The sequence below is a fragment of the Pelagibius sp. genome, assembly GCF_965227505.1.
Taxonomy (GTDB): Bacteria; Pseudomonadota; Alphaproteobacteria; order Kiloniellales; family Kiloniellaceae; genus Pelagibius.
In genome coordinates this window covers 2,140,925-2,158,637 of record NZ_OZ245757.1, presented here as the reverse complement: position 1 = coordinate 2,158,637, position 17,713 = coordinate 2,140,925, and the positions used below count along the sequence as shown (strand labels likewise).

The 17,713-nt window shown below is 67.2% G+C and carries 22 protein-coding genes; 12 read left to right on the top strand and 10 right to left on the bottom strand.

Annotation, left to right across the window (positions count from 1 at the left end):
* Positions 1–44 precede the first annotated feature (44 nt).
* Complete coding sequence (locus tag ACO06P_RS10180) at positions 45–1,013, bottom strand: AAA family ATPase (protein ID WP_420349618.1); 969 nt, start codon at positions 1,011–1,013, stop codon at positions 45–47.
* A gap of 204 nt (positions 1,014–1,217) precedes the next feature.
* Here ACO06P_RS10180 and ACO06P_RS10175 point away from each other — a divergent pair, with 204 nt between their 5' ends.
* From ACO06P_RS10175 to ACO06P_RS10160, 4 genes are read left to right on the top strand one after another with little or no spacing between them, the layout of a single operon-like run.
* Positions 1,218–1,775, top strand: coding sequence for a DUF1285 domain-containing protein (locus ACO06P_RS10175; RefSeq protein WP_420345132.1), 558 nt, complete (start codon positions 1,218–1,220; stop codon positions 1,773–1,775).
* A gap of 45 nt (positions 1,776–1,820) precedes the next feature.
* Positions 1,821–2,471 carry a CoA pyrophosphatase gene (locus tag ACO06P_RS10170; RefSeq protein ID WP_420345131.1) on the top strand — a complete coding sequence of 217 codons (651 nt, stop codon included), beginning with the start codon at positions 1,821–1,823 and terminating at the stop codon, positions 2,469–2,471.
* On the top strand, positions 2,468–2,755 hold the full coding sequence (locus tag ACO06P_RS10165) for a hypothetical protein (RefSeq protein ID WP_420345130.1): 288 nt from the start codon (positions 2,468–2,470) through the stop codon (positions 2,753–2,755). Before ACO06P_RS10170 ends, ACO06P_RS10165 begins: the two co-directional genes overlap by 4 nt.
* 60 nt (positions 2,756–2,815) lie before the next feature.
* A complete protein-coding gene (locus ACO06P_RS10160) occupies positions 2,816–4,084 on the top strand; it encodes a CCA tRNA nucleotidyltransferase (protein ID WP_420345129.1) in 1,269 nt (422 codons plus the stop codon).
* Here ACO06P_RS10160 and hemF read toward each other — a convergent pair.
* Complete coding sequence (gene hemF, locus ACO06P_RS10155; protein ID WP_420345128.1) at positions 4,081–4,944, bottom strand: oxygen-dependent coproporphyrinogen oxidase; 864 nt, start codon at positions 4,942–4,944, stop codon at positions 4,081–4,083. The two genes, ACO06P_RS10160 and hemF, sit on opposite strands and share 4 nt — an antisense overlap.
* A gap of 39 nt (positions 4,945–4,983) precedes the next feature.
* Positions 4,984–5,460: a tRNA (cytidine(34)-2'-O)-methyltransferase gene (locus tag ACO06P_RS10150; RefSeq protein ID WP_420345127.1), complete on the bottom strand. Its 477-nt coding sequence runs from the start codon at positions 5,458–5,460 to the stop codon at positions 4,984–4,986.
* Between the two features lie 295 nt (positions 5,461–5,755).
* Here ACO06P_RS10150 and petA point away from each other — a divergent pair, with 295 nt between their 5' ends.
* From petA to ACO06P_RS10125, 5 genes are all read left to right on the top strand, one after another.
* Positions 5,756–6,304 (top strand): ubiquinol-cytochrome c reductase iron-sulfur subunit, encoded by a 549-nt coding sequence (gene petA, locus ACO06P_RS10145; protein WP_420345126.1) that lies wholly within the window; start codon positions 5,756–5,758, stop codon positions 6,302–6,304.
* Between the two features lie 14 nt (positions 6,305–6,318).
* Positions 6,319–7,623, top strand: a complete 1,305-nt coding sequence (locus ACO06P_RS10140) for a cytochrome b (protein ID WP_420345125.1) — start codon at positions 6,319–6,321, stop codon at positions 7,621–7,623.
* Positions 7,623–8,582: a cytochrome c1 gene (locus tag ACO06P_RS10135; RefSeq protein ID WP_420345124.1), complete on the top strand. Its 960-nt coding sequence runs from the start codon at positions 7,623–7,625 to the stop codon at positions 8,580–8,582. The genes ACO06P_RS10140 and ACO06P_RS10135 overlap by 1 nt, the downstream gene beginning before the upstream one ends.
* A gap of 215 nt (positions 8,583–8,797) precedes the next feature.
* Positions 8,798–9,691, top strand: coding sequence for an S-methyl-5'-thioadenosine phosphorylase (locus tag ACO06P_RS10130; RefSeq protein ID WP_420345123.1), 894 nt, complete (start codon positions 8,798–8,800; stop codon positions 9,689–9,691).
* An 80-nt stretch (positions 9,692–9,771) separates the two neighbouring features.
* Positions 9,772–10,659: a VOC family protein gene (locus ACO06P_RS10125; RefSeq protein ID WP_420345122.1), complete on the top strand. Its 888-nt coding sequence runs from the start codon at positions 9,772–9,774 to the stop codon at positions 10,657–10,659.
* An 18-nt stretch (positions 10,660–10,677) separates the two neighbouring features.
* Here the strand turns inward: ACO06P_RS10125 and ACO06P_RS10120 are convergent, their stop codons facing one another.
* The 3 genes from ACO06P_RS10120 to ACO06P_RS10110 all read right to left on the bottom strand — a co-directional run bounded on the left by ACO06P_RS10120 (position 10,678) and on the right by ACO06P_RS10110 (position 12,733).
* The gene (locus ACO06P_RS10120; RefSeq protein ID WP_420345121.1) at positions 10,678–11,160 is read right to left on the bottom strand and encodes a DUF302 domain-containing protein; all 483 of its coding nucleotides are present in this window, start codon (positions 11,158–11,160) and stop codon (positions 10,678–10,680) included.
* A gap of 88 nt (positions 11,161–11,248) precedes the next feature.
* Positions 11,249–11,863, bottom strand: a complete 615-nt coding sequence (locus ACO06P_RS10115; RefSeq protein ID WP_420345120.1) for a CC0125/CC1285 family lipoprotein — start codon at positions 11,861–11,863, stop codon at positions 11,249–11,251.
* Between the two features lie 291 nt (positions 11,864–12,154).
* Positions 12,155–12,733, bottom strand: coding sequence for a TetR/AcrR family transcriptional regulator (locus ACO06P_RS10110; protein WP_420345119.1), 579 nt, complete (start codon positions 12,731–12,733; stop codon positions 12,155–12,157).
* 322 nt (positions 12,734–13,055) lie between these two features.
* Between ACO06P_RS10110 and ACO06P_RS10105 the strand changes: the two genes are divergently transcribed.
* The 3 genes from ACO06P_RS10105 to ACO06P_RS10095 all read left to right on the top strand — a co-directional run bounded on the left by ACO06P_RS10105 (position 13,056) and on the right by ACO06P_RS10095 (position 14,524).
* On the top strand, positions 13,056–13,610 hold the full coding sequence (locus ACO06P_RS10105; RefSeq protein WP_420345118.1) for a carboxymuconolactone decarboxylase family protein: 555 nt from the start codon (positions 13,056–13,058) through the stop codon (positions 13,608–13,610).
* 82 nt (positions 13,611–13,692) lie between these two features.
* Positions 13,693–13,851: a hypothetical protein gene (locus ACO06P_RS10100; protein WP_420345117.1), complete on the top strand. Its 159-nt coding sequence runs from the start codon at positions 13,693–13,695 to the stop codon at positions 13,849–13,851.
* A gap of 64 nt (positions 13,852–13,915) precedes the next feature.
* Complete coding sequence (locus ACO06P_RS10095) at positions 13,916–14,524, top strand: DUF1192 family protein (RefSeq protein WP_420345116.1); 609 nt, start codon at positions 13,916–13,918, stop codon at positions 14,522–14,524.
* On the opposite strand, the gene ACO06P_RS10090 is transcribed toward ACO06P_RS10095, so the two are convergent.
* The 4 genes from ACO06P_RS10090 to pth all read right to left on the bottom strand — a co-directional run bounded on the left by ACO06P_RS10090 (position 14,521) and on the right by pth (position 17,694).
* Entirely contained in the window at positions 14,521–15,186 is a 666-nt protein-coding gene (locus ACO06P_RS10090; RefSeq protein WP_420345115.1) for a dienelactone hydrolase family protein, read from the bottom strand. The two genes, ACO06P_RS10095 and ACO06P_RS10090, sit on opposite strands and share 4 nt — an antisense overlap.
* A 41-nt stretch (positions 15,187–15,227) precedes the next feature.
* The gene (locus ACO06P_RS10085) at positions 15,228–15,761 is read right to left on the bottom strand and encodes a DinB family protein (protein WP_420345114.1); all 534 of its coding nucleotides are present in this window, start codon (positions 15,759–15,761) and stop codon (positions 15,228–15,230) included.
* Positions 15,762–15,834: 73 nt separating this feature from the next.
* Positions 15,835–16,932 carry a redox-regulated ATPase YchF gene (gene ychF / locus ACO06P_RS10080; protein ID WP_420345113.1) on the bottom strand — a complete coding sequence of 366 codons (1,098 nt, stop codon included), beginning with the start codon at positions 16,930–16,932 and terminating at the stop codon, positions 15,835–15,837.
* 3 nt (positions 16,933–16,935) lie between these two features.
* Positions 16,936–17,694: an aminoacyl-tRNA hydrolase gene (gene pth / locus ACO06P_RS10075; RefSeq protein WP_420345112.1), complete on the bottom strand. Its 759-nt coding sequence runs from the start codon at positions 17,692–17,694 to the stop codon at positions 16,936–16,938.
* Positions 17,695–17,713: the final 19 nt, after the last annotated feature.

The window sequence follows — 17,713 nt, the reverse complement described above, 5'->3', positions numbered from 1 at the left end:
CCCGTCTGTGCGGCCCGGTCAAGCCCATGGTCGTCCTTTGTCGATCAGCCATAAGGGGCGGTCAGGTGTGCGATGATGTGATCCAGCGTCACGCCGTCCGCACGGGCGGCGAAGCTGAGGGCCATGCGGTGCCGCAGCACCGGGCCGGCCAGGTGGACGACGTCTTCCACCGAGGGCGAGAACCGCCCGTCGATGAGCGCCCGCGCCCTGACGGCGAGCATCAGGGCCTGGCTGGCGCGCGGCCCGGGGCCCCAGGCGACCTGGCTGCGGACCTCTTCCAGGTCGCTGGTCACGGGCCGGCCGTTGCGCACGATCGCGAGAATGGCCTCGACCACGCTTTCGCCCACCGGCACGCGGCGGACCAGGCGCTGCACTTCCATCAGTTCCTCGGCGTTCATGACCGCCTGGGCGTCGGCCTGCTCGGGGCCGGTGGTCTCCAGCAGGATGCGGCGTTCCGCCTCCAGTTCCGGGTAGCTGACGTCGATCTCCAGCAGGAAGCGGTCCAACTGGGCCTCCGGCAGGGGATAGGTGCCCTCCTGCTCCAGGGGATTCTGGGTCGCGAGCACGTGGAAGGGCCGGGGCAGGTCGTGGCCGTGACCGGCCACGGTGATCCGGTGCTCCTGCATCGCCTGCAGCAGGGCCGACTGGGTCCGCGGGCTCGCCCGGTTGATCTCGTCGGCCATGAGGAGCTGACAGAACACCGGGCCCGGAATGAAACGGAAGGCGCGGCGCCCCGATTCGCTCTCCTCCAGCACCTCGGAGCCCAGGATATCCGCGGGCATCAGGTCAGGCGTGCACTGCACGCGCTTGTCCTCCAGCCCGAAAACGGCCCCCAGCGTCTCCACCAGGCGCGTTTTCGCCAGGCCGGGGACGCCGATGAGCAGGGCATGGCCGCCCGCCAGCAGCGTGATAAGGGTTTGATCGACGACCTCCTGTTGGCCGAAAATGACCTGGCCGATGCTCTCGCGCACCCGCGTCAGTTTTTCGCCCAGCTCCTCGATATGTTCCGCCAGCGCGGCGGAATCGGCGGGGGGCTGGCCTGGAACATGCTGGTCGGGGGCCTGCTGGGTCGGGGCCTGTTGGGTCGGAGTTGTCGTCACGTGGCAGCGTCTCCCAACGGTAAGATGGGTTCAGGCGGGCTCTGGCCCAAGCGCTGAATGGAGAAGCACTGGGCAAGGCCGGCCGCTGATCTCTTAACGTTAAGGATAAGGCTTTCGATGCCCGCTGACCAGTCGCCAGGCGCCGAAGTGTTCGCTGAAGGGGGGGAATTCGACATTCGAATCGCCCGCGACGGCACCTGGTTTCATAAGGGTTCGGTGATTCATCGCAAGCCCCTGGTGCGGCTCTTCGCTTCGGTCCTGCGGCGCGACGGCGAGGGCTGCTACTGGCTGCAGACACCGGTCGAAAAGGGCCGCATCACGGTCGAGGATGTGCCCTTCGTGGCGGTTGAACTTTCCGTGAAAGGCCGGGGACAGCGCCAGAGCCTGCGGTTTCGCACGAATCTGGACGACTGGGTGGAGGCCGGTGCGGCTCATCCGCTGCGGGTTGCGGCGGGCCGGGCGGGGGCTGGCGACGACGCCCGGCGCGGCGATGAAAGGAGCGGGCCGAGGCCCTATATAGAGGTAAGGGACGGGCTTGAGGCGCGCATTCTGCGCCCGGTCTATTATGAGCTTGCCGAGCTGGCGGTTGCTGCCCCCGCGCAAGAGAACCTACCGCCGGACTGCTTGGGCGTTTGGAGCGGCGGGCTGTTCTTCCCGCTGGGAAGCGCGGTCTGAGGCGCCTTGCGGGCGTGAAGGGACAAGTGGTGTGAGATTGGCGGCGTGAGATTGGACGACATCCTGCTGCGTCTGGCCGACCTGCCGGAACCGTCCCGGCGGGGGGCGCCGGAGTCGCCGGCCGCCAGGGCCGCGCCGCGCGGCGATCACGATCTCAATCCTGATCTTTACGATCCCGCCAGCCCGCTGCGCGACGCGGCGGTCCTCGTGCCCATCGTCAACCGCGGGGACGAACTGACCATCATTCTGACCCGCCGCAGCAAGGATCTGCCGGACCATCCCGGCCAGATCAGCTTTCCCGGCGGCCGCATCGACCCCGGCGATGCCGGCCCGGAGGCTGCCGCCCTGCGCGAAGCCGAAGAGGAAGTCGGGCTCAGCCGGGACCGGGTGAGCCTGGCGGGCCGCCTGGACAGCTATGTGGTGCGCACCGGCTATTGCGTTATTCCCGTCATCGGTCTGGTCACGCCACCGCTGACCCTGCAGGCGGAGGCGGGGGAGGTGGACGAGATCTTCGAGGTGCCGCTGACGTTCTTTCTGGATCGCGCCAACCGCCAGACCCACAGCCGCGTGTTCCATGGTAAGACCCGCTACTTCTACGCCTATCCCTTTGGCGACTACTTCATCTGGGGCGCCACCGCGGGAATGCTTTCCAACCTTGTCGAGGTCCTGGAGGACCGGGATTTGCTGAGCTCATGATTCGTATCTTTCTGGTCGTCATCCTGCCCCTGCTGGCGCCTTTCATCGTCTATGGGCTCTATGTCTGGTGGGCGCGCCGACAGCGCGCCGCCGCTGCCGGCGAGGGCGGGGCGGTGCCGGGCGAAGAGCCCGTGCCCTGGCTGTGGATGGCGCTTGCCGGCGCGGTGCTGATGACGGCGTCCCTGCTGCTCGTCGGCTTCGATCGCGGCGTGGCCCCCGGCACGAAAGTCTTGCCGCCGGCCTTTGTCGATGGCGAAGTGGTGCCGGCCCATCCCGCCGACTAGACCGGCGGCGCCGTCAGGGGCCGCGTTTAGGGTGATGAGGGGCCGCGGGGCCAAAGCAATATGTCTCAGCCGGAACGGCTGGAAATCCAGGACTGGATGGTCGCAGCGGAGACGCGCCGGGTCGTCGCCGCCCTGACCGCGGGCGGCGGCGAGGTGCGCTTCGTCGGCGGCTGCGTACGCGATGCGCTGGCCGGGCGTCCCGTCAACGACGTCGACATCGCCACGCCGGACACGCCGGAAACCGTAATGTCCCTGCTGCGCGACGCCGGCATCAAGGTCATTCCGACCGGCCTGGACCACGGCACGGTGACCGCCGTGGCCGGCCACAAGCCCTTTGAGATCACGACCCTGCGCGAGGACGTGGAAACCGACGGGCGGCGGGCGGTGGTCGCCTTCACCGACGACTGGATGGCCGACGCCTCGCGCCGGGACCTGACCTTCAACGCCATGTCCTGCAGTCCCGACGGGCATCTTTTCGATCCCTTCGGGGGACGCGCGGACCTGGCCGCCGGACGGGTGCGCTTCGTCGGCGACGCCCGCGCGCGGATCGAGGAGGACTATCTGCGCCTGCTGCGGTTCTTCCGTTTTCACGCCCACTACGGTCGTGTCAGGCCGGAGGAAGCGCTGCTGGATGCCATGACGGCGCTGGCGCCGCGCCTGTGCAACCTCTCCGGCGAACGGCTGCGTGTGGAATTCCTGAAGCTGCTCGCCGCGCGCGATCCGCTGCCGGCGCTGGCGCTGATGCGCGACCACGCCATCCTTCAGGCGTTCCTCCCGGAAGCCGGCGAACTGGCGACGCTGGAGCGTCTGCTGACCCAGGGCGAGGTCGGCCACGACGATCCCATCATGCGTCTGGCCGCCCTGTTGCCGGCGCAGCGCCCGCCCGCCACCGCGGTGGCCGGGCGGCTGCGTTTTTCGAGTGCCCAGACCGAGAAGCTGGAGCGCCTGGCCGATCCGGCGCCGCCCTTGAAGGCGGCGCGACGCGGCCTCGACCCGGCGGGCGCGCCGGAAGAGGTCCGCGCCGCCCTGCGCGGCGCGCTCTACCGGGCCGGGGCCGCCGCGGTGGCCGACGACTTGGTTTTGCAGGCGGCAAGAGACAACAGTGACGTGGACCGGCTGCAGGCGGCGCTCGGCCAGGTGGTGACCTGGACGCCGCGGCGCTTTCCCTTGAGCGGCAGCGACGTGCTGGCGCTCGGGATCGAAGCCGGCCCGCGCGTCGGCGATCTGTTGGGTGCCGTCGAGGACTGGTGGATCGGGCGCGACTTCGAGCCCGACCGCAAGGCCTGCCTCGTCGAACTCGAGAGGCGTGCCGGTAAGGGGGCCGCTTAGGGCCAGGCCGCTTCGGGGGGCAGGCTCATGAGAATGGCCTCGACGTTGCCGCCGGTCTGCAGGCCGAACTTGGTGCCGCGGTCGTAGAGCAGGTTGAATTCGGCGTAGCGGCCGCGGCGGAACAGCTGGTGGCGGCGCTGATCGTCGCTCCAGGGCGCGCGCATGTGGCGGCGCACAAGCTGGGGATAGATCTCCAGGAAGGCGCTGCCGACGTCCCGGGTAAAGGCGAAGTCCTTCTCCCAGTCGCCGCTGTCGATGTAGTCGTAGAAGATGCCACCGACCCCGCGCGCCTCGCCGCGGTGGGGGATGAAGAAGTACTCGTCGCACCACTTCTTGAAGCGCGGATAATAGTCGGCGTCGTGGCGGTCGCAGGCGGTCTTGAAGGCGGCATGGAAGTCGGCGGTGTCGCTGTCGTCGGGAAACATCGGGTTGAGGTCGCTGCCGCCGCCGAACCAGCTCTTCGTCGTGACGATGTGGCGGGTGTTCATGTGCACCGCCGGCACCAGGGGCGACTGCATGTGGGCGACCAGCGAGATGCCGCTGGCCCAGAAGCGCGGATCTTCCTCGGCCCCGGGGATCTGCTTGGCGAACTCCGGTGAGAAGCTGCCGAAGACCGTGGAGACGTTCACGCCGACCTTCTCGAAGACCCGGCCGCGCATCAGCGCCATGACCCCGCCGCCGCCATCCGGCCGGTCCCAGGCCTTGCGCTCGAAACGGCCGGGCGCATGCTCCGCGAAGCGCTCCGCGTTGGGGCCGTCGATCTCGTCCTCCAGGGCCTCGAAGGCGGCGCAGATCCGGTCGCGCAGGTCCTCGAACCAGGCCTTCGCCTGCTGCTTGCGGTCTTCGATCGGATCGCTCATCGGCCGGCTGCTCCCCCCAAGTCCAACAAATGCCCGGAGTTAAGTCTGGTTCCCCATCCCCGGGAAGCCGCCAGGAAAGCCATCTGTCTGCCGCAGGGCTTCGCCCAGGGCCATCGCGCCGGCCAGGGCAACATTCAACGAGCGCGTCTCCGGGCGCAAGGGGATCACCAGTCTGGCTGTGGCGGCTTCGTGAACGGCGTCCGGAACCCCGGCCGACTCGCGCCCCAGCAAAAGGCTGTCGCCCCCTTCGTATTTGAAATCGGTGTAGGCGGTGCCGCCCCGGGTCGTCAAGAGCAGCAACCGCCCGTTAAGGTGTTGTTGATAGGCTTCCCAAGAGCTGTGACGGCGGAGCTCCGCCTGGTCATGGTAGTCCAGCCCGGCGCGGCGCAGGCGCCTGTCGTCGAACAGAAACCCGCAGGGTTCGATGATATCCAGGGGCACGCCCAGACAGGCGGTAAGGCGAATCAGGGCGCCGGTGTTCTGTGGAATGTCCGGCTGGAAGAGGGCGAGGCGCATAGGACGGTGGAATTGCAGCTTCGGATGGTTCGAGGATCTGGTGAGGCCCTGATGAATCCGGAGGGAGTCCCGGGCCCAGGGGCCGCATTCTGGGGCTTTGCGTTCCCATGGAAATTACTCTATATCGGGCGCGGTAAGCGAGCGATGGGGGCCCCGCGCTGCGGCAGCATGCCGCATGTCTGATGCTCCCTGACAGGATAAGTTCGTATGGTGCGGTGCGTTCGGCCCGTGGTGTCTTGCTACTTGGGCCCCTGGCTGACAGGCCGCAATCAGTGGGATCTCTAGGGGAAGACGTATGGCTGACTCCGCCACACCTGCCCAGGTCGAAACGGGCGAAACGCGGCGTGATTTTCTCTACCTTGCAGCTGGTGCGATGGGCGTGGTCGGGGCCGGTGCGGTCGCTTGGCCGCTGATCGATTCGATGAATCCTTCCGCCGAGGTGCTGGCGCTCTCGTCCACCGAGGTCGATCTTTCGCCGATCGCCGAAGGCCAGCGCATCACGATCACCTGGCGCGGCAGCCCGGTCTTCATCGACCATCGCACGCCGGACCAGATCGCCCAGGCCGAGGACGTGGCGGTCGCCACCCTGCCGGATCCCGAGAGTGACGCGGACCGGGTCCTGCGGTCCGAATGGCTGGTGGTGATCGGTGTCTGCACCCATCTCGGCTGCGTGCCGCTGGGGCAGAAGACGGGCCAGAACCGCGGCGAATTCGGCGGCTGGTTCTGCCCCTGCCATGGGTCCCACTACGACACCTCCGGGCGCATTCGCAGAGGCCCGGCGCCGACCAACCTGCCGGTGCCGCCCTACGAGTTCACGGACGACTCGACCATCGTGATCGGCTAGGGGGAGACCACGTCATGAGCGGCTTTCAGACCAACAATACGGTGATCAAGTGGATCGAGCATCGCATGCCGATCTTCTCGTTCCTGGACCACTCCGTGGGCTCCGGATACCCCTCGCCGAAGAACCTCAGCTACTTCTGGAATTTCGGGTCCCTGGCCGGCATCACCCTGGTGATCATGATCATCACCGGCATCCTGCTGGCGATGCAGTACACGGCCCATGTCGATCACGCTTTCGAGTCGGTCGAGCGCATCATGCGCGACGTGAACTACGGCTGGCTGATTCGCTACATCCACATGAACGGCGCACACTTTTTCTTCATCGTGGTCTATATCCACATTTTCCGCGGCCTCTACTACGGCTCCTATAAAGCGCCCCGCGAACTGCTATGGATGCTCGGCGTCGTCATCCTGCTGCTGATGATGGCCACCGCCTTCATGGGCTATGTGCTGCCCTGGGGCCAGATGAGCTTCTGGGGCGCCAAGGTCATCACCAACCTGTTCTCCGCCATCCCGTTCTTCGGCGATAGCATCGTGGTGTGGCTCTGGGGCGGCTTCTCGGTCGACAACCCGACGCTCAACCGCTTTTTCGCCCTCCACTATCTGCTGCCTTTCGTGATCGTCGGCGTGGTGATCCTGCACATCTGGGCTCTGCACCGCTTCGGCTCCAACAACCCGATCGGCATCGACACCAAGGGGCCGCAGGACACCATTCCCTTCCATCCGTACTACACGGTGAAGGACGCCTTCGGTCTGGGCGCCTTCCTGGTCGTTTTCTCGGCGGTGGTGTTCTACCTGCCGAACTACATGGGGCACGCGGACAACTACATTCCCGCCAACCCGCTGTCGACGCCGGCGCATATCGTGCCCGAGTGGTACTTCCTGCCGTTCTACGCGATCCTGCGCGCCATCACCTTCGACGTCGGCATCCCCTTTACCGGCGTGGTCATCATCGAGGCCAAGCTTGGCGGCGTGATCGCCATGTTCGGGTCCATCGCGTTGCTCTTCGTGCTGCCCTGGCTCGACCGTTCGCCGGTGCGCAGCGGGCGCTTCCGGCCGATCTTCCGCCTCTTCTTCGTGCTGCTGCTGATCGACGTGGTGCTGCTGGGCTTTGCCGGCGCCAAGCCGGCGGAGGGCCTCTGGCTGCTGATCGCTCAGGTGTCGACGGCCTACTACTTCCTCCACTTCCTGGTCGTGTTGCCGCTGCTCAGTGTCTTCGAGACGCCCAAGCCGCTGCCGACTTCGATCAGCGAGCCTGTTCTGAAGGGCGGCGGCGGCGCTATGGCCGGGGCCCCCGCCAAGCCGATGGAGAAAGCCTGATGCGCAAGGGTATGATTTTTGGTCTGGCGGCGCTGGCCGCTGCCGCCGGTGCGACCGTCGCGGCGCCCGGCACCGCCCGCGCAGCCGGCGAAGGCATTCCCCTGCCCAGTTTTGAATGGTCTTTCGACGGCATCTTCGGAACCTACGACCGGGCCTCCGTACAGCGCGGTCTTCAGGTCTATCGGGCTGTCTGCGCCGGCTGCCACAGCATGGACTACATCGCCTTCCGCAATCTCGTCGAGCTCGGCTACTCCGAGGACGAGATCAAGGCCATGGCGGCGGAGGCCATCGTCATTGACGGCCCGAACGACGAGGGCGAGATGTTCGAACGGGCGGGCCTGCCCTTCGACTACTTCCCGGCCCCGTTCCCGAACGACAGGGCGGCGGCCTTCGCCAACAACGGCGCGCTGCCGCCGGACCTCTCGCTGATGGCCAAGGCCCGTGCGAACGGTCCGGACTATCTGCTGGCGCTGATGGGGCACGGCTACGAGGATCAGGTCTCCGACGAAACCCTGCAGGAGATCTTCGCGCTCGAAACCGAGAACCGGCAGGTGCAGTACGAGGCCGCTCTCGAGAACTACGAGGCCATGCTGGCGGTTTATGAAGACCGGGTCGAGGCCGGCGAAGAGGCAACCCGTCCGACGCCGCCGGAAGAGCCGCAGCCGGTCGAGAGCATCGAGGATCTCGGCCTTTCCGAGGGCTTGAGCTTCAATGCCTACTTCCCGGGCTACGGCATTGCCATGGCGATGCCGCTGTTCGACGACGGTGTCGAATATGCCGACGGGACGCCGGCGACGGTGGAGCAGATGGCCACCGACGTCGCCAACTTCCTGATGTGGACGGCGGAGCCGAAGCTGGAGGAGCGCAAGGGCATGGGTATCAAGGTCATCCTCTTCCTCCTCGTCTTCACCGGCATCCTCTACGCCGCAAAGCGCAAGGTCTGGGCCGACGTGCACTAATCTGTCGCCGATCTTCTGAAGCAAAAGGGCCGCCCGCCTCTGGGCGGCCCTTTTTTGTATCGGCGGATCGTCCGCGGTTTCGGGTTGGTGGTCGCTGGTTCTTGGCAAGCCGGCGGGCGTCCAGTACATGGGAACCCTCAAGAAGGCACCGGGCGCTCGGGCGCCGCCGGGACCGCAAGGGGCGACCTGCCCGCAAGCAAGGAAAGGAACAGACCATGGCGCAGTCCGGGCCGGGAGCGGGCCTGCCGCCGGTGATCGGGATTATCGGCGGCAGCGGCATCTACGAGATCGACGGCCTGCAGAACGCCGAATGGCGCCGGATGATCTCCTCCTTCGGCGAGCCTTCGGACGCGCTGCTGTTCGGGGAGCTGGACGGCCAGCGCCTGGTTTTCCTGCCGCGCCACGGCCGCGGCCACAAGGTGCCGCCGACGGACCTGAACTTCCGCGCCAACATCGACGCCATGAAGCGGGCCGGGGTGACGGAGATCCTGTCGTTGAGTGCCGTGGGATCGCTGCGCGAGGACCTGCCGCCGGGGCATTTCGTGATCATCGACCAGTTCATCGACCGCACCTTCGCCCGGCAGAAGAGCTTTTTCGGGCCGGGCATGGTGGCCCATGTGTCCATGGCCGAGCCGGTCTGCGGGCGCCTGGGCGATCACCTGGAGGCGGCGGCCGGCGAGCTGGATCTGCCCAGGCACCGCGGCGGCACCTACATGGTGATGGAAGGCCCGCAGTTCTCGACCCGGGCCGAATCCGAACTCTACCGCTCCTGGGGCTGCGACGTCATCGGGATGACCAACATGCCGGAGGCCAAGCTCGCCCGGGAGGCCGAAATTTGCTACGCGACGGTCGCCATGGTGACCGACTATGACTGCTGGCACGACGGGCATGACGCCGTCACGGTCGACCAGGTGGTGCAGACGCTGCTGGCCAATGCCGACAAGGCGCGGGCGCTGATCAAGCAGGTGGTGCCGAAGCTGGCCGGCCGCAGCGCGCTCTGCGACCGTGGCTGCCACCGTGCTCTCGACGCGGCGGTGATCACCCGGGAGGAGGCGCGCGATCCGGAAGTCATGGCCCGTCTGGATGCCGTTGCAGGTCGGGTTCTGTAACGGCAGGACGGAGCCGCTAGAATAGGAAAGCCGAATCGGGGCGGCTCGACGGACCTGTCTGAAGGGAGGGCGCAGAGCCGATGAAGCTGGTGGTCACTGACCGGGGCGTTGAGGCGGCCCGGCCGATCCGCGGGATCGATCATGTTCTGGTCGGCGTGCGCGGCCTGGAAGCGGCGCACGATGCCTATCAGCGCCTGGGGTTCACGCTGTCGCCGCGCGGCCGCCATATCGGCTGGGGCACCGCCAACTACTGCGTGATGTTCCGCGACGACTACATCGAGCTGCTGGGCATCATCGACCCCAGCCAGTTCACCAACAACCTGAACCGCTTCCTGGAATCCCGCGAAGGGCTGCTGGGGCTGGCCTTCGCCAGCGACGACGTTTCCCTTGCCGCCCGCGCGCTCAGCCGGGCCGGGATTCAGCCCGGCGACATGCGCGATCTGAAGCGCATTCTGGAGGACCCCGACGGCGAGGTCTGGCCGCGCTTCAAGCTGCTGCATCTGCCGCCGGAGGCGACCCCGGGCACCTCGGCCTTCGTCTGTCAGCATCTGACGCCGGAACTGGTCTGGCAGAACGGCTGGACCGAGCACGCCAACGGCGCCACCGGCCTGATCGCCATGACCTCGGTGGTGAAGGACCCCTCGGCCCTGGCCATTCCCTATGCCGAGCTCTTCGGCTTCGACCGGGTGCGCGCCGGCGACGGCGTGGTGGAGGTGGACTGCCTGGGAACCTGGCTGCGCTTTACCACGCCGGACATGCTGGCGCTGCTGCACCCCGGGCTGGCCGGCGCTCCGCGGCTGCCGACGCCCTGGCTGGCGGCCCTGCGCATTGCGGTCGACGACCTGGCGCGCACGGCAACGGTGCTCGAACGCGCCGGCCTGCCGGTCCACTGGGACGGCAAGCAGGTGCTGCGCCTGCCGCCCCATGTTGCCTGCGGAGTGTTGCTGGAGTTCGCGGAGCCAGTTTGAAGGCCCTGCTGAACGGCTCTATTTGACTGCAGCGTCGGTGAAGTTGCCGAGGGCGCCGCTGATCCGCTTGAAGACCTCATCCCGGTCAGCGATGGCGTGACGCCCGGCGAGGTAGGCCGGATCGTTGTAGGCGAGGTAGACATCGCCGGCGGCATCCTCGTAGGCGAGGGCCTTCTGCGGCAGGTCCAGGCCGATGGTCTGGCCGCTCTGCATCAGCGGGGTGCCCAGCTTGGGATTGCCGAAGACCAGCAGCATCGTCGGCCTCAGTTCCAGCCCGGCCTTCTGGGCGCCGGCCTGATGGTCGACCCTGGCGAAGATCGTCAGCCCCTTTTCCTTAAGGATCGCCTCCAGCCGGTCGATGGTCGCGGCAACCGAGTGGTTGCTTTTCTTCACCACGGTTCCCTCTGCCGCCGCGCCAGAGGCGGCTGTTCCGGAGCTGGCAAAAGCGAAGGTGGTGGCGAGCAGGGTCAGGGCAAGGCAGAGCGCATGCAGCTTGGACACGGAAGAGGCTCCCTCGTTGATCGGCGGAATGGGGTCTGTGATTCATCGTTCGGGCGGCAAGGTAGCCCGCTGAAGACAGCCCGGGGGGTCACATCCTTGTGTTCCCGCTTGTGTTCACGCTCGTGTTCCCCGGGCCGGCGGGCTGTGTCTTCTTAGGGGCCTCCGGCCCTGACGGTTGGGGACCTTCGGTCCGGTCGGCGTTCTCGGTGGGCGGGCGGACGATCCGGTCGGCCAGGCGTTCCACCACGGCGCGGGCGTCGTGGCGCTTGCCGCCTTCGGGCGGCGCGCCGGAATAGGGCTCGATGGTCAGGACGGCGCGGTAGGTGGTTGATTCCCGCTCGATCGGCGTCAACGGACGATAGCTGTAATAGCGGTAGCGCCGTGAAAAGCCGGAGTAGGCCCAGGGATCGTGGCTCCAGTCCCGGGTCACCGTGGTCAGCTGTTCGACCAGCGTGTCGTGCACGACGAAGGCCTCGGCCTCCAGTTCCAGGGTCAGTTCCGCGGCGCGGAACAGGGCATAGGCTTCCGCCTGCTCGCGTGCGGTGACGCGGTTGCCCTGAAAGGAAACCCGGTAGAGCCCCTTGGGCAGGGTTTCGTCGGTATAGCCGTCACGGCTTTCCTTGGGGGCATAGAGGCTGGGCTGCGGGCCCGCACAGGCGGACAGCAGGACGGCGGCGACCAGAAGGATGGCGTGACGCGCCATCTGCCAAAGATGGGCGTGTGCCGCTTTCTTGGCAAGCCGTCCCTCCGGGATGGGGGGGCGCGATCATCGATGACTCCGATCAATCGCCGCTCTATCAACCGCAGTTTGGGCGCCAATATCCATGGGCCCGGCAACCGTAGGCCCGGCGCGTTTACGCTGCGGACCAGGCCCGGCCAAGGCTCCTCTGGGCTTTGAAAAAGCCCTCCGGCGCCTCCGGCCACGGTCCGCAGCGTCGGCTCTGCCGGGACCCGCACCACGCGCGCGGCAGACCCGTTCTTCAGATCCCGCTTTTCAAACAACGGCGGCAGAGGGCACGGCCGCGTCGATCAGCGTTTCCGCCGCCTTCAGCGCCTGGGTGGCCGCGCCGCTGTCGCCGCAGACCTGTGCCTGGACCGTCGCGCCGTCGAACAGCAGCTGCAGTTGCCAGGCCAGGGCCGCGGGGTCCGCCGCGCCTGTTTCCCGCGCAAGACCTTCCAGGAAGGCGCGCAGCAGCCGCTTGTGTTCGGCCGCCAGGGCGTGGATGGGGTCGCGGGCATCGGGGTAGTCGGCGGCCGCCTTGGTGAAAAGGCAGCCGTTGAAGGCCGGTTCCTCAACCCAGCGGGCCAGATCCTCGAAAACCGCCAGCAGGCGTTCGCGGGCGGTGCCGCGATGCGCCGCGATTTCCCGGGCGAGCTGCGCCCTTGTCTGCTCGTCGGCGCGCCTCAGGGAGGCCAGGATCAGCTCGTCCTTGGACTTGAAGTGGTTGTAGAGCGTCATCTTGGCGACCCCGGCCGCGGCCAGGATGGTGTCGATCCCGGTGGCGCGAAAGCCGTGCTGGGAAAACAGCCGGGTCGCGGTGTCGATCAGATGCTCGCGTCTGCTGGTGGCCATCAGGATACCCGATACGGTTAGACAGGTCTGTCTGGATATTGTGGGTGCGCGCAGCGGGTCAAGGCAGATCGGTTGGCAATTAAGAGTAAATTCCTCTTGTTGAGGCCCGGTATTTCTCACGCGTCTGTGAAGATTCGCCATCTTGATATACAGACAGGTCTGTCTATTTGTGAAGGACCGCAGCGTTTCGCGGCGGTCTCGAAACGAAACACCCGTGATGACAGCCGCCCCGCCGGCGCAAGGCCCGCGCGGCGGCACCACCGAACGCCCGGTCCGGCCCCCCGTCCGGGGCCGCCGAGCCGGGCCGAAAGGAGCAAGGACCATGGCACGCATAGCACCTGTTGATCCCGCCGCCGCCGAGGGCAAGACCAAGACCCTCTTCGAGGCCGTCGAAAAGAAATTGGGCGTGGTGCCCAATCTGCTGCGCACCCTCGGGGCGTCGCCGGCGGCTCTGGAGGCCTATCTTGGCTTCAGCCAGGCGTTGGGCGGGGCCGGTCTGGACGCCAAGACCCGGGAGTCCATCGCGCTGACCGTGGCCGGCGTGAACGGCTGCGACTACTGCGCTTCCGCCCACACCGCCATCGGCGGCAGCCTCGGCATTGGCAGCGAGGAACTGGCCGAAAACCTGGCCGGCCGCTCGGGCGATGCCAAGCTGGCTGCGGCCCTGGACTTCGCCGCGGCGGTGACCCGCAAGCGCGGGTTGGTCGGCGACGAGGATCTGGCCGCCCTCAAGCAGGCGGGTCATGATGACGCCGCAGCTGTCGAGATCGTGGTCACCGTGGCCTTGAACCTGCTGACCAACTACGTGAACCATGTGGCGGAGACCGAGATCGATTTCCCCAAGGTATCGACCGAGGCCGCCAGCGCCGCCGCCTGAGGCCGGCCGCCGGGTCGGGATCCCGGCCGCAGGCTTCGCCTCCAGCGCCTGCGGCCGGCTCCGGCCTCAAGGAGAAGAAAAAATGCAAGACCTGACCCCAAAACGAAGCCAAGAGAGCGACGTGGATGCCCTGGTCTGCCTGCTTCAGGGCTATGAACTCTACGGCAATATGAGCGCGCCGCCGGACTGCCTGGAGCGCCTCGCCACCGCACGGGCTGCGCGCCGCCGGGGCGGTCCATGAAGAAGGGCGGTCCATGAAGAAGGGCGATCCATGAAACGGGGCGGATCATGAAGCGGGGCGGATCATGAAGCGGGTCAGCGACGTTGCTTTCAGCGATGCCGTCAAGGCGGAGCAGGCGCGCCGCGGCTCCCGCGCCGGCTATGCCCGCATGGCGGAGAAGCAGGACTGGCGCGACCGGGTCATGCCGGACCTCACCGCCTTTATCGCCGAGCGGGATTCCTTCTATTTCGCCACCGCCAGCGCCGCCGGCCAGCCCTACATCCAGCACCGCGGCGGACCCAAGGGCTTCCTGAAGGTGATCGACGACAGGACCCTGGGCTTCGCCGACTTCGGCGGCAACAAGCAGTACATCACCCTGGGCAACCTCTCGGAAAACGAGCAGGCGCACATCTTCCTGATGGACTATGCCGGCCGCCAGCGCGTGAAGCTCTGGGGCCGCGCCCGCGTGATCGAAGACGATCCGGACCTGCTCGGCCGTCTGGCCGACCCGGGCGCCGCAGGCCGGCCGGAGCGGGTGATCCTCTTCGAGATCGCCGCCTGGGACATCAACTGTCCGCAGCACATCACGCCGCGCTACTCCGAGGACCTGATCGCGCTGGCCGTCGACAAGCTGCGCCAGCGCATCGCGGAGTTGGAAGCGGAAGTTGCCCGGCTGAAGGACAGCGGCAGCTAGCCCAATAACGGCGCCAGGAATTCCAGACTGCGCTGCCGCGCCAGGGCGGCGCTCTCGGCGTGGTAGGAACCGCGCAGGTCGCAGTTGAAGCCGTGGCCGGCGGGGTAGGTGAAGAAGGGGCAGTTCGGATGGGCGTCGCGGACCGCGCGGGCCTGGCCCAGCGGAATCCCCGCGTCCTCCTCGCCGAAGTGGAACATCACCGGGCAGGCGGGTTTCTCGTCCCGGAACTCATGGATGTGGCCGCCGTAGTAGCAGACGGCGGCTGCGGGCGAGAGGCGGCAGGCGGCCAGCCAGGCGACGGAGCCGCCCCAGCAATATCCGATGATGCCGGCCTTGCCCGCTTCTGCCGCAAGACCCATCGCGGCCGCGACGTCATGCATCGTCGCTTCCCAGGACACCTGCGGGCGCAACGCCCGGCCTTCGGCGACGTCGTCGGCCTCGTAGCCCAGTTCGATGCCCGGGCGGACGCGGTCGAAGAGGGCAGGGGCCACAGCCATGTAACCCTCGGCTGCGAAGCCTTCGGCCACGGCGCGGATATGGGCGTTGACCCCGAAGATCTCCTGCAAGATGACGAGGCCGCCCTTCGCCGAGCCCTCGGGCCGGGCGACGTAGGCGGCCAGTTCGTGGCCGTCGGCAGCGGTCAATGAAACCTGTTCACCCATGTCTCTCTCCCATTGTGGCCACCGGCAACGCTGCAAGCCGGTCAGGTCCTGTTCCAGACATCCCTTAGAAAGACGGGAAGGTCGTTGGCCGGCGGCTTGGCCGGCACCTGATACATCATGTCGCTGACGAAGCCGCGGTGATAGGTCCCGTGGTTGACGACATGCAGCAGGATTTCCTGCCGCGTCATGGCGCCCTCGCCGCCGTCGACGAAAGTGAAGGCAACGGTTTCTGAAAGCGCATCTTCGCCGATGGCATCGGAGAGGTCGATGTACCAGCGGTCCATCTGCTGCGTGGCCTCCCGGAGGTCCGCGAGGGCCGGCGCGGTCTCGGTGTTTCTCGCCGTGTAGCCGTGCTTGTGGCCCTCCAGATGCGCCTTGAAGATGTCGTCGACCACATAGACGTGGTTGAGCGTCATGAGCATGGTCTTGAAGAGGGTCTGCCGTTCTTTGGTGACCTCCGCCGCCGGCAGGGCGGACACCGCCCCGAAGATGAGGTCGTTGGCCCAGGCCTTGTAGCGGGTCAGCATCTGCAGATGGCTTGTCCGGCCCGGCGGCTTCGTCTGGTAGATCGCCAACGCTCTGCTCCTTCGACGGGCTTAAGGATCGCTGCCTGCGTCGGACCTTTGTCGCAGATCCCCTATCGGGCGTTCACACGTTGAAGCGGAAGTGAAAGACGTCGCCGTCGGCGGCGACGTAGTCCTTGCCCTCGGCGCGCATCTTGCCGGCTTCCTTGGCGCCCTGCTCGCCGTTACAGGCGATGAAGTCGTCGTAGGCGATGGTCTCGGCGCGGATGAAGCCGCGCTCGAAGTCGGTATGGATGACGCCCGCGGCCTGTGGCGCGCGGCTGTGGCGCTTGACGGTCCAGGCGCGCGCTTCCTTCGGGCCGACGGTGAAGAAGGTGACGAGGTCGAGCAATTCATAGCCGGCGCGGATGATGCGGGCCAGGCCGGTTTCCTCCAGGCCGAGGCTCTCCAGGAACTCGCGCTTCTCCTCCGGGTCTTCCAGGGCCGCCACCTCCGCCTCGATGGCGGCGGAGACCACGACGCAGGCACCGCCCTCCGCCGCCGCGCGCTCGGCCACGCGGTTGGAGTGGGCGTTGCCGGTGGCGGCGTTTTCCTCTTCCACGTTGGCCGCATAGAGCACCGGCTTTGCGGTGAGCAGCTGCAGCTGGCGGAAGGCCGGCTGCTGGTCGTCGGTGATGGCGACGCTGCGGGCCGGCTTGCCGTCCTGCAGGGCGGCGATGACCGGCTCCAGCACGGCCAGGCGCTCTTTGGCTTCCTTGTCGTTGCCACGGGCCCGCTTTACGGCGGCGTCGCGCTGCTTTTCGGCCGACTCCAGATCGGCCAGCAGCAACTCGGTCTCCACCGTCTCGGCGTCGCGGATCGGGTCGACCGAGCCGTCGACATGGGTGACCTCGCCTTCGAAGCAGCGCAGCACATGGACGATGGCGTCGACCTCGCGGATGTTGGCGAGAAACTGATTGCCCAGGCCTTCGCCCTTGGAGGCACCGCGCACCAGGCCGGCGATGTCGACGAACTCCAGGTAGGTGGGAATGACCTTGGCCGACTTGCCGATCTCCGCCAGGCGGTCGAGGCGGGGGTCCGGCACCGGCACGCGCCCGACGTTGGGCTCGATGGTGCAGAAGGGATAGTTCGCGGCCTCGGCGGCAGCGGTCTCGGTCAGCGCGTTGAAGAGGGTCGACTTGCCGACGTTGGGCAGGCCGACGATACCGCAATTGAATCCCATGGGTCAGCCGGTCTCTGTGGAAGGGGTTTTGTCGCCCGTGTCTGGGCCCGTGTCTCGGCCCGTGTCTGGGCCCGTATCTGGGTTCTTGTCTGGGTTCTGGCCTTGGGGCTCGGCGGGGTCACGGCGCGGCGCTGCCGTGTGCTCTTCTTTGGGCGGGCGCTCTTCTTTGGGTGGGCGCTCTTTTTTAGGGGGCCGCGGGTTGATGGCCTCGGCCACCTTGGTCATGAAGTGGGGCGCATCGCCGCGGGCGAGCGTCGGCATCTCCGCCGCCACGGCGTCCAGCAGTTTTTCCAGCCAGGGCTGGTCCGCCTTGGCGAAGTCGCTGAGGACATGGCCATGCACCCGCTCCTTGTCGCCGGGATGACCGACGCCCAGGCGCACGCGCCAGAACTCCTTGCCGATGTGGGATTCCAGGCTGCGGATGCCGTTGTGGCCGCCGCTGCCGCCGCCGCATTTGACCCTCAGCTTGCCGGGCGCCAGGTCGATCTCGTCATAGAGCACGATGACGTCTTCCGGCTCCAGCTTGAAGAAACGCAGGGCTTCGCCGACCGCGCGGCCGGACTCGTTCATGTAGGTCTGCGGCTTCATCGCCAGCACCTTGTCGCCGGCCATCCGGCCTTCGGCGGTCTCCGCCTGGAAGCGCTTGCGCCAGGGCGAAAAGCCGTAGCGGCGGACGATCTCGTCCACCGCCATAAATCCGATGTTGTGCCGGTTCTGCGCATAGCGGGGGCCCGGATTGCCGAGCCCGACAAGCAGCAGCATGCGGGCCTCCCGTGGCCTT